Raw genomic sequence first — 14,585 nt, 5'->3', positions numbered from 1 at the left:
TAAAAGGGGGTATCAGCGCGGCGTCGCGGACTGGCAGGCGCCGGGCTTGCCCACCGGCGTACCCTGGCCGAACCAGTTGCCGCACTTGTCGCAGCCGGAAACGGCGATGGCCAGCGCGGCGACGGCGGCGAGACGGATGGCGACGCGCATGACTTCTCCTCGGGAACCCGCGGCAGATTAGGCGATCCACCGGGGAAGGGAAGGGGCCGCGCCGCCGCGGCCCCGGCGCGCGTCCTTTCCGGCCTCAGTAGACGATGACGTGCCGCACCACTTCGCCACGGTCGAGGCGGTCGAAATTCTCGTTGATGGTGTCGAGCGGCCCGGTGGAGGAGAGCAGGCGGTTCACCGGCAGCTTGCCGCGCTTGTAGAGCGCCATGAAGCGCGGGATGTCGCGCGGCGGCACGCAGCTGCCCATGTAGCTGCCCTTGATGGTGCGCTCCTCGGCGACGAGATGCACCGGCGGCAGGGAGATGCGGGCGTTGGGATTGGCGAGGCCGCCCGTGGTGGTGGTGCCGCCCCGGCGGGTGATCTTGTAGGCCAGCTCAAAGGCGGGGGCGGAGCCGGCCATCTCGATGGCATGGTCCACGCCGCCGCGGGTGGCCTCCTTCACCGCCTCCACGATGTCCGGATCGCTGGCGAGGAAGGTGTCGGTCGCGCCGATCTGGCGGGCGAGGTCGAGCTTCTGGGGAGACAAGTCCAGAGCGACGATCTGGTCGGCACCCGCCGCCACTGCGCCCATCAGCGCGGAGAGGCCGACGCCGCCGAGGCCGACCACGGCGACACTCTGGCCCGGCCGCACGCCGGCGGTGTTCACCACCGTGCCGACGCCGGTCATCACCGCGCAGCCGAACAGGGCGGCGTCGATGAGCGACATCTCCTTGTCGATCTTGATGATGGAGCGGCGCGAGACCACCGCATACTCGCCGTAACCGGCGATCCCGCACAGGTGGTAGATATCGGTGCCGTCATCGCACTTCAGCCGCCGCCCGCCGCCGAGCAGGGTTCCGGCGCCGTTGGAGGCCTGGCCCGGCCCGCACAATTGGGCGCGGCCTTCCATGCAGGACGGGCAGGTGCCGCAGGTGGGCACGAAGCTCATCACCACATGGTCGCCGGCGCTGAGATCGTCCACGCCCGGACCGGTCTCCACCACCACGCCCGCCGCCTCGTGGCCGAGCACCATGGGAAGCTGACGCGGCCGGTCGCCGTTGATGACGGACAGATCGGAATGGCACAGCCCCGCCGCCGCCACCTTGATGAGCACCTCGCCGGCCTGGGGCGGCGCGAGCTGAACCGTTTCAATGGAGAGCGGGCGCGTGTCCGCATAGGGCTTGTTGACCGGAGACGTGCGCAGGACGGCGGCGCGGATCTGCATCTTTTCCTCCCGATGCTGTTACCGCGTTTTCGGACGCCGCGGGGCGGAGCGTCAAGCGCGGGAGACTGCGCATTTCGCAGGGGGAGCGAGCCGTCTCCCGCTCTGGACGCATGGAGCGTGAGCGGGAAGGCGGAGGGGCGTCCGTCAGGCCGCTTCGGCCGCCATGCCGGACAGCAGCAGATCGGCGGTTTGACCCGCCAGCAGGGCGACGTTGGCGTCCTTGGTGATCATGGCGGCGACGATGGCGCCGTCGATCAGGACACCCAACTGGTGGGCCGCCCCGTTGGGATCGCGCGCTCCGGCCTCGGCGGCGAGGCGGGTGATGGTTTCCAGCACCACCTTCTTGTGGGCGAGGGCGATCTGGCGCATGCGGTCGTCCGCCTTGTCGTGCTCGGCCACCGCATTGATGAAGGGGCAGCCGAAGAAGCGGGCGTCGCCGAACCATTCGCGCAGCACGGGGAAGATGCGGCGCAGGCGCACCTGTGCGGTTGCCTCGCCTTTCAGCAGTTCGCCGAGAAACCAGTCGCGCCATGCCGCGCCCTCGCGCTCCAGCACCGCCTCCACCAGCCGCTCCTTGGAGCCGAACGACTTGTAGAGGGTCGCCTTGGCCGTTGCCGCCTCGGCAACCACGGCGTCCACGCCCACCGCATTGATGCCGTGCTGGCAGAACAGGCGCGTCGCGGCCTGAAGGATGCGCTCGCGGGCCTTCGGCTCCGCCTCGCCCGCGTCCGGGGCGGCGTGGGGATTGGCCTTGGGGCGGCTTGCCTTCGTTTGCTGCATCGCTTCTCACCAATGTGCTGCTTTCGCGTGCACTCAGACAGACCTGTCTGTTTTCTACAGGCACGAACCGTGCCGGACAAGCCGCGTCCACTTTTCCCACAGTTCCTTATTTCTCATAAGGAAACGCAGGTCTCCTCCAGTCCGTCGCTGCCTTTGGCGGATCTGGCATGGCGCGTGCATAAGACAGACCGGTCTGTCTACACGACCCAAGGAGATCCTGATGACTGCGCCCCAGACCGCACTGACCGGCTGCCTCGCGCCAGAAGCGACCACGGGCTGCCTTGCGCCCATCGACAAGGAAGGCCTCGCCAAGCTGATCGCGGCCGGCAAGGCGGACCCCAAGGTCATCAAAACCCTGAAGTGCAAGACCGTCGCCGAAGGCCGCTTCCGTCACGCGAACTACATCCGCAATCTCGAGCCCTACATCGTCGACGAGCCCCCGGGCCTGCTCGGCGACGACACCGCGCCGAACCCCTCCGAAGCGTCGCTGGCCGCGCTCGGCTCCTGCCTCGCCGTCGGCCTCCACGCCAATGCGGTGCATCGCGGCTGGACCGTCCGCAAGCTGGAGCTCCAGCTGGAAGGCGACCTCAACATCACCGCCGTGTGGGGTACGGGCGACGTCAGCGAGAAGCCGGTCGGCTTCACCGACGTGCGCGTGAAGGTCGACATGGAATGCGACGGCGTGCCGAAGGAGGAGGTGGAGGCGCTCATCTCCCACGTCACCAAGTGGTCGCCCGTGGCCAACACCTTCGTGCGTCCGGTGAACCTGGAGGTGGCGCTGGGCTGACCGGCGCCGACCAGCCGGCCGCCTTCGGCCGCATCCCTGCCCGGCAACGGCCGGGCAGGCTCCCGCCCTCTTCCCGTTGAGGATCGCCATGTCGCTGCCTGTGTCGCACGTCGCCGTCACTGCCTTGTCGCCGCATGACCCTGCTGCGGTCGATCTCGATGCCGGCATCGCCCTCGACGAGATCGGCAAGATCGCGCGGACCGACCTTTCCGCCTGGGCGCGGGCCATCGACGAGGGCACCTATCCCGCAATGCTCCTGCATCGCTTCGCCGACGCCGGAGCCTTCCGCCTGCATCTGTCGCAGGGCCACCGGCTGGGCAATGCCATCGAGGGCATGTCGCGCATGTCCGAGGTCTGCGCCGCCACGGGCTTCATGGCCTGGTGCCAGAACACGCTGGTCTGGTACCTCATCAATTCCGAGAACGAGGCGCCCCGCGCCAAATATCTCGCCGCCGTCGCCACCGGACATGTGCTCGGCGGGACCGCTTTGTCCAACCCCATGAAGTCCTTCTTCGGCATCGAGGCGCTGAAGTTGAAGGGCACGCGGGTGGAGGGCGGCTACAAGGTGAAGGGCATCCTGCCCTGGGTATCCAACCTCGGCCCCGACCATTTCTTCGGCTGCATCTTCGCCGTGGACGGCGCCGCGCCTGTCATGGCGATCATCGACTGCGCCGAGCCGGCCGTGACGCTAAAGCCCTGCGAGCCGTTCCTCGGCATGGACGGCACCGGCACCTACGCCGTGCAGGTGCGCGACCTGTTCATTCCCGACGAGATGGTGCTGGCCCACGACGCCATGTCGTTCGTGAAGAAGATGCGGGCCGGCTTCATCCTGCTCCAGGCCGGCATGGCCTTCGGCCTCATCCGCGACTGCATCGCCATGATGCGCGAGGTGGAGGAGCCTCTCGGTCACGTGAACCGCTATCTCGACGTCCAGCCCGACCAGCTCTGCGAGACGCTGGCGGCCATGGAAGCGGAGGTGAACGCCCTCGCCGAAACGCCGTTCGACGAGAGCCCGGACTACTGGCGCCGCGTCGTCTCTGCCCGCCTGCTCGCCGGCGAGAAGAGCGTCGAAGCCGCCCACAACGCCATGCTCCATTGCGGCGCCCGCGGCTATGTTCGCGCCTCCCGCTGCCAGCGGCGTCTGCGCGAGGCCTATTTCGTCGCCATCGTCACGCCCGCCACCAAGCAGCTGAAGCTGATGCTGGACCAGATGCCGGCCTGATGCCGGCCGCCCGTTTCAAAACATGAGGGGCAAAAGCCCCCGGTGCCTTCCGAAAGAGTGTCCTCCCGACCCGCAAGAGGGGATCACCATGAGCGCAATCCTGATTTCGCCGTCCGATCTTTCGACCCTCATCCTGTCTGAACCCACCGTCGTCATCGACACCCGTGACCCCGCGAGCTACGCCGCCGGCCACATTCCCGGCGCGGTGAACCTGCACGAGATCTTCACCTTCCTCGCCACCTCGACCCCCGAGGGCTATGCCGAGCTGACGGAAAAATTCGCCGACGCCTTCGGCAAGGCCGGCCTGTCCGGCACCGAGACGGCGGTGATCTACGAGCAGTCGATGAATTCCGGCTTCGGCCAGTCCTGCCGCGGCTATTTCCTGCTCACCTTCCTCGGCTATCCCAAGGTGAAGGTGCTGCATGGCGGGTTTGCCGCCTGGACGGCCGCGGGCCTTCCTGTCTCCACCGACGTGCCCGAGCCCAAGGCCACCACTTTCCCGGTGGACCCGGCGGCTGGCGAACTCATCATCGATGCTGCCGCCATGCTGAAGGCGGTGGAGGACCCGGCGGTCGCCAAGCTCGACGTGCGCGACGTGGACGAGTGGATCGGCGAAAGCTCCTCGCCCTATGGCAAGGACTTCTGCCCCCGCAAGGGCCGCATCCCCGGCGCCAAATGGATCGAGTGGTACCGCATGATGAAGCCGACCGCCGAAGGGCCGCGCTTCAAGTCCTCCGCCGAGATCCTCGCCGAGTGCGCCACCGTGGGCATTTCGCCCGAAACCCCCGTCTATCTCTACTGCTTCAAAGGGGCGCGGGCCTCCAACACCTTCCTCGCGCTGAAAGAGGCGGGGGTGAAGGACGTGAAGATGTATTTTGGCTCCTGGAACGAGTGGTCGCGCGATCCGTCCCTGCCCATCGAGGAGGGGCACCCGGCTGCGGCCCTCGGCTGACCGAGCCAAAGGAGCCCCGCCGTGCCCGAGATCATCTGCTATTTCAGTCCCCAGTCCGGCTATGCCTATCTGGGGCACGGCCGCCTGCGCGAGATCGCGCGTGCGGCGGGCGCCGACATTCTGTGGCGTCCCGTCGACATCCTGAAGGTCTTCGCCGAGGGCGGGTCCACCGCCCCGGCGAAGCAGTCGCCCCAGCGCAACGCCTATCGCAAAGAGGACATCGTGCGTTGGGCTAAGGTGCGCGGCATCTCCATCAATACCGAGCCGAAATTCTGGCCCACGGATACGCTTCCCGCCTGTCGTCTCATCGCGGCGGCGCAGATCGAGGGCATCGACCCCGCCGACCTCATCGGCGCCTGCCTTTCCGCCGTGTGGGCGCGGGACATCCAGATTTCCGAGCGGGACAGTCTCGTCCGCCTCGCCAATGAGGTGGGGCTGGATGGCGAGAAGCTCGCCACCCTCTCCGACAGCGTGGAGGCGGCCGACAAGATCGCGCGCAACACTGCCGCGGCCATCGAGGCCGGCGTGTTCGGTTCTCCCACCTATTTCGTGAACGGCGAGATGTATTTCGGCCAGGACCGGCTGCTGTTCGTCGCCGCCGCGCTGGGTGTGGCGCAGGAGCCGGTGGCCCAGGAGCATCTGTCGTGAGCGCGCCGCTCGTCATCATCGGGGCCGGGCAGGCGGCGGCACAGGCCGTCACCTCCCTCAAGGCGGAGGGCTATGGCAAGCCCATCATCGTCATCGGCGACGAGCCATATCTGCCCTACCAGCGCCCGCCGCTCTCCAAGGCCTATCTCGGCGGCGAGATGACCGAGGACCGGCTGGAGCTGAAGGCGCCCGCCTTTTATGCCGACGCCGGCGCCGAGATGCGCCTCTCCACCCGCGTCGCCCGCATCTTTCCCGTGGGCAAGGAGGTGGAGCTTTCCGATGGCGCCCGCCTCACCTACGGCGCGCTGCTGATTGCCACCGGCACCCGCGCCCGCACCCTGCCCGTGCCGGGGGCGGAACTGCCGGGCGTGTTTTCCATCCGCAGCATCGACGATGTGAAGAACTTCCGCGCCGCTGCGCTTGCGGGCGCGCGGCTGGTCATCATCGGGGGCGGCTATATCGGGCTGGAGACGGCCGCCAAGGCCAAGACGCTCGGGCTCGACGTCACCGTGGTGGAAGGCGCTCCCCGGCTCCTCGCCCGCGTCGCCTGCACCACCATTTCGGACTTCGCCCGCGACCTGCACGAGGGGCACGGCGTCACCATCCTCACCGGCACCGGCGTCGCCCGCATTCTAGGCACGGATGGCGTGACGGGCGTGGAACTCGCCGACGGACGGGTGCTCCCGGCCGATCTCGTGCTCTCCGCCGTGGGCGCGGTGCCCAATGGCGAAATCGCCGCCGATGCCGGCCTCGTCATGGAGAACGGCATCCGGGTGGACGAGGCGACCCGCACCAGCGTGCCCGACATCTACGCTGCCGGAGATGTGGCCAATTTCCCGAGCAAGCTCTACGGCCGGCGGGTTCGCCTCGAATCCGTGCAGAATGCGATCGATCAGGCCAAGGCTGCCGCAAAAGCAATCAGCGGCGGGGCGGTTGCATACGATCCGGTCCCCTGGTTCTGGTCCGATCAGTATGATGTGAAGCTGCAGATCGTCGGCCTTCTCGACGGGCACGACCGCACCGAATGCGAGGGCGACGTCGCCGCCGGACGCTTCTGCGTCAGGTACTTCGCGGGGGATCGCCTCGTCGCGGTCGCCTCCGTCAACGATCCGAAAAGCCACATGCTGGCGCGCAAGGCTCTCGCCACCCCGCCGCCCATCCCCGTTCCCGGGTGAGCGTGGCACGGGCATTGCCCTATCCCAGCGTCACGTTTGTCCGGTCCATCGCAAGCCCTCACGGAGAGCCCTGATGTCGATGTTTTCCAACCCGTTCTCGCTGAAGTCCACGCTGCGCCGCTGCCTGTGCGGGCGGCACGCGAGCGCGGAGGAACATGCGGCGGCGGAGCGGGCGGCGACGCTCTCCGATGAGGCGCGCTACAAGGAGGTGGTCGCCTCCGGCCTCATGCGGGCGCTGTTCCCCAACGACCTGAAGCGCCGCGCCTTCCTCAAGGCCGTCGGCACCTCCACCGCGGCGGCGGCCCTCGCCACCTTCTTCCCGCTGGATGTCGCCACCGAAGCCTTCGCCCAGACCGGCAAGCCGGAGAAGACGGACCTCAAGGTGGGCTTCATCCCCATCACCTGCGCCACGCCCATCATCATGGCCCATCCCATGGGGTTCTACACGAAGCACGGCCTCAACGTTGAGGTGGTGAAGACGGCCGGCTGGGCGGTGGTGCGCGACAAGACCATCAACAAGGAATACGACGCCGCCCACATGCTGGCGCCCATGCCGCTCGCCATCTCGCAGGGGCTGGGCTCGAACCCGATCCCGTTCGTCGCGGCGGCCATCGAAAACATCAACGGCCAGTCCTTCACGCTGGGCATCAAGCACAAGGACAAGATGGATGTGAAGTCGTGGAAGGGGATGAAGCTCGCCATTCCCTACGACTTCTCCATGCACAACTATCTGCTGCGCTACCTGCTGGCCGAGAACGGCATCGATCCGGATACCGACGTTCAGCTGCGCGTGGTGCCGCCGCCGGAGATGGTGGCGAACCTCAGGGCAGAGAACATCGACGGCTTCCTCGCCCCGGACAACGTGGCCCAGCGCGCGGTGTTCGACGGCGTCGGCTTCATCCACTCCTTGTCCAAGACCATGTGGGACGGGCACCCCTGCTGTTCCTTCGCGGCCAGCAAGGAATTCATCTCCACCATGCCGAATACTTACGCGGCACTGCTGCGGGCCATCGTGGATGCCACCGGCTATGCCTCCAAGGCCGAGAACCGGAAGGCCATCGCCGAGGCCATCGCGCCGGCCGCCTATCTCAACGCGCCGCCGATCGTGCTGGAGCAGGTGCTGGTGGGCAAGTACGCCGACGGGCTCGGCAACATCAAGGACGACCCCAAGCGCGTCGATTTCGATCCCTTCCCGTGGGATTCCTTCGCGGTGTGGATGCTGACCCAGATGAAGCGCTGGGGGCAGGTGAAGGGTGACGTGGACTACACCAAGGTCGCCAACGAGGTCTTCCTCGCCACCGACGCCGCGAAGGTGATGAAGGAGATGGGCCTCACCCCGCCCGCCACCACGATGAAGTCGTTCTCGGTGATGGGGAAGGTGTTCGATCCGGCAAAGCCCGCCGAATACGTCAATTCCTTCGCCATCAAGCGGAGCTGAGGGGATGAAGAGCCTCGGCGTGCGCGCCGGCCTCCTCTCGGTGCTGATGTTCGTCGCCTTCTGCGCGCTATGGCAGATCGCCGTCACCCCGAGCGCGAGCTCTGGGCCGGCGCTCGATCCCGAATATGCCAAGCTGATGGGCATCGCCACGGAGGGCGCCAAGTCCGCCATGCCGGGGCCGCTCGATGTGGCGGGCAAGCTCTGGGACAACCTGAAACGGCCGTTCTACGACAACGGCCCCAACGATAAGGGCCTCGGCCTCCAACTCCTCTATTCCATCGGCCGCGTGTTCATCGGCTACGGGCTGGCGGTGCTGGTGGCGGTGCCCATCGGCTTCCTCATCGGCATGTCGCCGCTGGCCTACCGGGCGCTCGATCCCTTCATCCAGGTGCTCAAGCCCATCTCGCCTTTGGCCTGGATGCCGCTCGCCCTCTACACCATCAAGGATTCCTCCCTCTCGGCCATCTTCGTCATCTTCATCTGCTCGGTCTGGCCCATGCTCATCAACACCGCCTTCGGTGTCGGGGCGGTGCGCAAGGAGTGGCTGAACGTGGCGCGCACGCTGGAGGTGGGGCCGTGGCGGCGCGCCTTCACCGTGATCCTGCCGGCGGCAGCGCCCACCATTCTCACCGGCATGCGCATCTCCATCGGCATCGCCTGGCTGGTTATCGTGGCGGCGGAGATGCTCGTGGGCGGAACCGGCATCGGCTACTTCGTCTGGAACGAGTGGAACAACCTCTCCATCGCCAATGTGATCGTGGGGATCCTGCTCATCGGCGTCGTCGGCATGGCGCTCGACCTCATTCTCGCGCGCCTGCAGAAGCGCGTGACGTTTCCGGAGTGAGGGCCATGGCGAACCCCAGGACCGAGAGCGATCCCAAATTCATCTCCATCGAGGGCATCGCCCGGCGCTATCCGGCGGCGGGTGGCGGCTCCACCACCATCTTCGAGGATCTCTGGCTTCCCGTGGCGCAGGGCGAGTTCGTCTGCATCATCGGCCATTCCGGCTGCGGCAAGACGAGCGTGCTCAATATCCTCGCCGGGCTTGAGGAGCCTTCGGACGGCGTGGTGGTGGTGGACGGGCAGGCCATTTCCGGCCCGAGCCTCGACCGCGCGGTGATCTTCCAGGGCCATGCGCTGCTCCCCTGGAAGAGCGTCATCGGCAATGTGGGCTATGCCGTCTCTTCCCGCTGGCGCAAGGCGGGTCGGGCGGAGGTGGAGGCGCGGGCGCGCCGCTTCATCGATCTCGTCGGCCTCAAGGGCAACGAGCTGAAGCGACCGGCCGAACTCTCCGGCGGCATGCGCCAGCGCGTGGGCATCGCCCGCGCGCTCTCCATCGAGCCGAAGATCCTGCTCATGGACGAGCCCTTCTCCGCGCTCGACGCGCTCACCCGCGGCACGTTGCAGGACGAGGTGCGGCGCATCTGCAAGTCCACCGGCCAGACCGTCGTCATGATTACCCACGACGTGGACGAGGCCATCTACCTCGCCGACAAGATCGTGCTGATGACCAATGGTCCGGAGGCGATGATCGCCGAGGTGGTCGAGAACCCGCTGCCCATGGAGCGCGCCCGCGACAGCATCCATCGCGAAGAGGATTACTACGCGGTGCGCAACCATCTGGTGGACTTCCTCGTCTCCCGCAGCCGGACCTTCAAGACGGAGATGCCGGCTGGCTACGACCGCCGCCACCCGCCCGTGGTGCGTCTCGGCCGCCAGCCGAAGCCCGAGCCGGCGCCGGCCAATACCATTCCCTTCCCCGCCGTCGCCCATGCGCGGGACTGACGGACCTTCGACCGAACTCAAGCGGAGACCATAAGAAGATGAAGCGCGAGCAACTGACCGAGAAGCTTCTCGACATCAAGCGCGAGAAGGGGTGGACCTGGAAATACATCTGCGACGAGATCGGCGGCATGTCGCCGGTGCTCGTCGTCGGCGCGCTGCTGGGCCAGATGAAGCTGGTGAAGCCGCTGGCGAAGAAGGCCGCCGAGCTGTTCGGTCTTTCCGAGGTGGAAGAGCGGATGCTGAACGAGGTGCCCATGCGCGGCGCTGGCACGCCCATGCCGCCCACCGATCCGCTGATCTACCGCTTCTACGAGCTGGTGATGGTCAACGGCCCGGCCTGGAAGGCGCTGATCGAGGAGGAGTTCGGCGACGGCATCATGTCCGCCATCGACTTCAACATGGAGATGGTGCGCGAGCCGAACCCCAAGGGCGACCGGGTGCAGATCACCATGTCCGGCAAATTCCTGCCCTACAAATATTACGGCAACGAGCAGGGCATCCCCGACTACGGTTTCAAGGAAAGCTGAGCCGGCCTTCCGCCGCGCGGCCAAACAAAAACCCCGCCGGGTGACCGGCGGGGTTTTTGTTTCGGTCGAGGAATGCAGGCCTATTCGTTGAACAGTGCCGGCTGCTCGGGCGCAGGGGCCTCTGCGGCAGCCTCGGCTCCCTCGCCGGCCCGGGTGCGGAAGCGGCGGCGACGCGGACGCGGGGCGTCTGCGCCCTCGGCGACCTCTGCACCCTCCTCGCGGGGCGTTTCCGCAGCCGCCTTGGGCTCAGCCTTCTCCGCCTTGGCCACGACCTTCGGTTCGGCCTTCGGCTCCGCCTTGGGTTCGCGGGGCTCCGCCTTCGGCTCGCTCTTCACCTCGGCCTTGGGCTCGGGGCGCTCCTTGGGAACGGCCGGTGCGCCGGTGATGAAGGACGGCAGGCCGAGATCCTGCTCCTCGACGCGGGGGGCGCGGGGCGGACGGGGCTGCTCGACCTCCTCATTGCGCGGCGCGCGATGCGGACGCGGCTGATCGCCATCGTCGCTGCGGGGCGCGCGGGCCGCGCGGGGCACGAAGCCTTCGCCATTGTCGTCGCGGTTGCGGCGGCGGAACTCGCGCGGCTCGCGCTGTTCTCTCGGCTCGCGCTGTTCCCGCGGGTCCCGTTGTTCCCGCTGGTCGCGGGGCTCGCGCTGCTCCCGGGGCTCGCGCTGTTCGCGGGGGTCCCGATTCTCGCGGTTGTCGCGGGCCTCGCGCGGCTGGTAGCTCTCGTCGTCATCCCGATTGCGACGGAAATTGCCCTGCCGATTGTCGCGCTGGCCACGGTCATCCCGCTGACCACGATCATCCCGCTGACCCCGGTCATCCCGGTAGCCCCGATCTTCGCGTTGGCCGCGATCTTCGCGCGGACCCCGATCATCCCGATTTTCGCGCGACTGGTAGGGTTGCTCGCCGCGGCCATAGGGCTGCTCGTTGCGGCCGTAAGGCTGGGGCGCGTCGAGGGAGGACATGTCGTCCATGTCCTCGTCGTCGCCTTCCTCGTCGCGGCCGAAGCCGTTCACCGGGGCAAACTGGCCCTGCAGCGAGGCGATGAGGCGAAGATAGTGTTCCGCATGCTGGAAATAGTTCTCAGCCGCCACGTGGTCGCCGGAGGACTGGGCGTCGCGGGCGAGCTGCTGATACTTTTCCGCAATGTGGTGGGCTGTCCCGCGCACCTTCACATCCGGGCCGTTCGACTCATACACCCGCGTCAAAGGGTTTGAGCTGCGCCGGTTGTTGTTGCGGCCGCGCATGCGCTTCTGCTGACCATTTCTCATATGGATCGATCTCTACTCGCCCGGCGTTCACGCCGCCGTCTGCGCCCGGCCGCATCGCGCCGGTACAATCCGCATATCCCGCCGGGCTTCCCGCACCGGCGGCGCGCGTCTCATGAAACGAACCTTCGGAACTCCACCCCATTGGAATGGGTGCCGTGGAACGCTGCTCCGTCCGCAGGACAAGACCGTCAGATCCGCGGAAGCCGCCTGCGCCGGCGTCCGCGCTGGACCAAAGCGAAAGTCGTCAAGAAGTCAGGATCAGTCCGATCATCGAGCCCCGTTCCGTGCCCCCCAGCACGGGCGCCAATACACGAGATGCCGCAACCCCAAGACGACATCGCCGAAGACGACATCACCCAAGATGCCACCGCCTAAGATGTCACCGACATTCCGTGGGCCGCGCGTATTCAGCACCGTGAAACGATCCAACCGCAGGACGCTCGCATGAGCAGCGCCATCGCGCGCTCCACGCTCTCGCATCCCCAGCGACCGAAACATCCGTTTGAGATTTCGGAAGCCCGCATCAGCCCTCTGGACCAATGCTCCGGTTCGATTCCTGCGACTGACACTAGCCATTTCCCTCAAAGGTTCCAAGCCTTTTTTCATCGGCCGGTGGGTGTGCGGCGCCGGGCCACCGGGCGCAAAGGGCGCGCGGGATGCCTCCGAGGTCGGCGCGCGCCGGGCCGAGAAGCCCCAGCCCTGCCGCTTGAACGAGGTCGGCGACGGCGAGTTCCTGCCCCGCGCCGAGTTCGAGAACAGCCGCACCGCCGGGCTTCAGCAGGCGCGGCAGATCGGCGGCGATGATGCGATAGGCAGTCAGCCCGTCGGCCCCCGCAACCAGCGCCAGCCGGGGATCGTGGAGGCGTACGTCGACGGCAAGTCCCGCCATCTCATCCTCGGTGATGTAGGGCGGGTTGGAGACGACGAGGTCGAAGCCGCCGGCAAGTGCGGTGCCCCAGTCGGCGACAAGAACAGACGCGCGGTCGGCGAGGTCGTTCGCTTCGAGGTTGTCCCGGGCCGTCCGGGCCGCGTTTTCCGAGCGGTCCACGGCGATGCCCGTTGCGGCCGGCCGCTCCGAAAGCAGGGCCGCGAGGATGGCGCCCGTGCCCGCGCCGAGGTCGAGGATGCGCAGCGGCGCGGCACGATCGGGAAAAAGGGACAGTGCGGCCTCCACCAAAGTTTCCGTGTCCGGTCGCGGCACCAGCGTGTCCGGTGAAAGGCGGAAAGTGAGGCTCCAGAACTCCTTGTGGCCGAAGATGCGGGCCACAGGCTCCCCGGCTAGCCGCCGGGCGAGGACGGCTTCGGCGGCGGCGAGGATGTCGGGCGCGGCGGGGGCGGCGCCGTGGCTGAGAAGCTCGCCCGGCGGGCATCCGAGGGCATGGGCCAGCAGCAGCCGTGCATCCAGCTCCGGCGTCTCCACGCCGCCGGCGGCGAGGCGCGCGGTCATCAGCCGGCGCAACTGGGCGATGGTCAGGTCGGCCGCGGGCGTGTCGCCGGGGCCGGGCACGGCTCAGGCCTCCTCGGCGGCTGCGAGCAGGGCGGCCTGGTGCTCGGTCAGCAGCGGTTCGATGATGTCGTCGAGCGCGGTGCCGGCGATCACCTCCTCTAGCTTGTAGAGGGTGAGGTTGATGCGATGGTCGGTCACGCGCCCCTGCGGGAAATTGTAGGTGCGGATGCGCTCGGAACGGTCGCCGGAGCCGACCTGTCCCTTGCGGTCAGCGGCGCGGCCGGCCTCCTTGCGCTGGCGCTCCTCGTCCAGCAGGCGGGAGCGCAGCAGCGCCATGGCGCGGGCCTTGTTGCGATGCTGGGAGCGCTCGTCCTGCACCGCCACCACCGTGTTGGTGGGGATGTGGGTGATGCGCACCGCCGATTCGGTCTTGTTCACATGCTGGCCGCCGGCGCCCTGGGCCCGGAACACGTCGATCCGGAGGTCGGATTCGTTGATGTCCACGTCCACATCCTCCGCCTCCGGCAGGACGGCGACGGTGGCGGCGGAGGTATGGATGCGCCCGCCCGCCTCGGTGGCCGGCACCCTTTGGACCCGGTGGACGCCGCTCTCGAACTTCAGCCGGGCATAGGCGCCCTTGCCGTGGACGGCGGCGACGATTTCCTTGTAGCCGCCCATGGTGCCCTCGCTCTCGGACAGCACCTCCACGCTCCAGCCCTTGTCAGCGGCGTAGCGCGTATACATGCGGTAGAGGTCGCCCGCGAACAGCGCCGCCTCGTCGCCACCCGTGCCGGCGCGCACCTCCAGAATGATGCCGCGCTCGTCCATGGCGTCCTTGGGCAGGAGTGCGAGGCGCACGGCGGTGGTCAGCTCGGCGATCCGCGTATCCAGCCGCTCCACCTCGGCCTCGGCCAAGGTGCGCATCTCCGGGTCGCCGGCCGAATCGGCGAGCAGCTCCCGGGCGCCCTCCAGGTCGCGTTCCGCGCCACGCAGGGCCAGCACCTGCTCCACCACGGGGGAGAGATCCGAGAACTCACGGCCGAGGCGGACGAACTCCTCCCCCTCCGCCCCATGCGACAGGGCGGCCTCGATCTCGGCATGCCGGGCGACCAGCTGGTCGAGTTTGGCGAGGGGCAGGGTGCTCATAAGGGGCTGACGGATCCGGACGGTTTGGGGAAAAG

15 protein-coding genes are annotated in these 14,585 nt (G+C 67.7%); 9 read left to right on the top strand and 6 right to left on the bottom strand.

The features are described from left to right. Positions 1-12: 12 nt before the first annotated feature. The 3 genes from V5F74_RS17350 to V5F74_RS17340 all read right to left on the bottom strand — a co-directional run bounded on the left by V5F74_RS17350 (position 13) and on the right by V5F74_RS17340 (position 2,152). Positions 13-150 (bottom strand): hypothetical protein, encoded by a 138-nt coding sequence (locus tag V5F74_RS17350; protein ID WP_155982215.1) that lies wholly within the window; start codon positions 148-150, stop codon positions 13-15. Positions 151-244: 94 nt separating this feature from the next. Then, positions 245-1,372: a zinc-dependent alcohol dehydrogenase family protein gene (locus V5F74_RS17345; protein WP_029556942.1), complete on the bottom strand. Its 1,128-nt coding sequence runs from the start codon at positions 1,370-1,372 to the stop codon at positions 245-247. Between the two features lie 144 nt (positions 1,373-1,516). Further along, positions 1,517-2,152: a TetR/AcrR family transcriptional regulator gene (locus V5F74_RS17340; protein ID WP_029556943.1), complete on the bottom strand. Its 636-nt coding sequence runs from the start codon at positions 2,150-2,152 to the stop codon at positions 1,517-1,519. A gap of 220 nt (positions 2,153-2,372) precedes the next feature. On the opposite strand from V5F74_RS17340, the gene V5F74_RS17335 reads away from it, so the two are divergent. From V5F74_RS17335 to cynS, 9 genes are all read left to right on the top strand, one after another. After that, positions 2,373-2,939, top strand: a complete 567-nt coding sequence (locus tag V5F74_RS17335; protein ID WP_051678987.1) for an OsmC family protein — start codon at positions 2,373-2,375, stop codon at positions 2,937-2,939. 88 nt (positions 2,940-3,027) lie between these two features. Next, entirely contained in the window at positions 3,028-4,161 is a 1,134-nt protein-coding gene (locus tag V5F74_RS17330; RefSeq protein ID WP_394009459.1) for an acyl-CoA dehydrogenase, read from the top strand. 88 nt (positions 4,162-4,249) lie between these two features. After that, positions 4,250-5,113, top strand: a complete 864-nt coding sequence (locus tag V5F74_RS17325; protein WP_029556946.1) for a sulfurtransferase — start codon at positions 4,250-4,252, stop codon at positions 5,111-5,113. A 21-nt stretch (positions 5,114-5,134) separates the two neighbouring features. Further along, positions 5,135-5,761 (top strand): 2-hydroxychromene-2-carboxylate isomerase, encoded by a 627-nt coding sequence (locus V5F74_RS17320; protein ID WP_394009457.1) that lies wholly within the window; start codon positions 5,135-5,137, stop codon positions 5,759-5,761. Further along, a complete protein-coding gene (locus V5F74_RS17315) occupies positions 5,758-6,936 on the top strand; it encodes an NAD(P)/FAD-dependent oxidoreductase (protein ID WP_394009455.1) in 1,179 nt (392 codons plus the stop codon). The genes V5F74_RS17320 and V5F74_RS17315 overlap by 4 nt, the downstream gene beginning before the upstream one ends. 73 nt (positions 6,937-7,009) lie before the next feature. Next, positions 7,010-8,374, top strand: coding sequence for a CmpA/NrtA family ABC transporter substrate-binding protein (locus V5F74_RS17310; RefSeq protein WP_024277351.1), 1,365 nt, complete (start codon positions 7,010-7,012; stop codon positions 8,372-8,374). Positions 8,375-8,378: 4 nt separating this feature from the next. Further along, positions 8,379-9,218 carry a nitrate ABC transporter permease gene (ntrB, locus tag V5F74_RS17305; RefSeq protein ID WP_024277352.1) on the top strand — a complete coding sequence of 280 codons (840 nt, stop codon included), beginning with the start codon at positions 8,379-8,381 and terminating at the stop codon, positions 9,216-9,218. Positions 9,219-9,223: 5 nt separating this feature from the next. Next, on the top strand, positions 9,224-10,159 hold the full coding sequence (locus V5F74_RS17300) for an ABC transporter ATP-binding protein (protein WP_038193013.1): 936 nt from the start codon (positions 9,224-9,226) through the stop codon (positions 10,157-10,159). Between the two features lie 38 nt (positions 10,160-10,197). Next, entirely contained in the window at positions 10,198-10,686 is a 489-nt protein-coding gene (gene cynS / locus V5F74_RS17295) for a cyanase (protein ID WP_051678988.1), read from the top strand. 80 nt (positions 10,687-10,766) lie between these two features. Here cynS and V5F74_RS17290 read toward each other — a convergent pair whose 3' ends face one another. From V5F74_RS17290 to prfA, 3 genes are all read right to left on the bottom strand, one after another. Then, positions 10,767-11,933 carry a DUF4167 domain-containing protein gene (locus V5F74_RS17290; protein WP_394009452.1) on the bottom strand — a complete coding sequence of 389 codons (1,167 nt, stop codon included), beginning with the start codon at positions 11,931-11,933 and terminating at the stop codon, positions 10,767-10,769. 592 nt (positions 11,934-12,525) lie between these two features. Next, on the bottom strand, positions 12,526-13,464 hold the full coding sequence (gene prmC, locus V5F74_RS17285) for a peptide chain release factor N(5)-glutamine methyltransferase (RefSeq protein ID WP_394009451.1): 939 nt from the start codon (positions 13,462-13,464) through the stop codon (positions 12,526-12,528). Positions 13,465-13,467: 3 nt separating this feature from the next. Next, on the bottom strand, positions 13,468-14,550 hold the full coding sequence (prfA, locus tag V5F74_RS17280; protein ID WP_394009449.1) for a peptide chain release factor 1: 1,083 nt from the start codon (positions 14,548-14,550) through the stop codon (positions 13,468-13,470). Between the last annotated feature and the right edge of the window lie 35 nt (positions 14,551-14,585).

Origin of the sequence: Xanthobacter aminoxidans, assembly GCF_043193615.1 — a bacterium.
Taxonomy (GTDB): domain Bacteria; phylum Pseudomonadota; class Alphaproteobacteria; order Rhizobiales; family Xanthobacteraceae; genus Xanthobacter; species Xanthobacter aminoxidans.
This window is presented reverse-complemented; position numbering and strand designations above follow the sequence as displayed.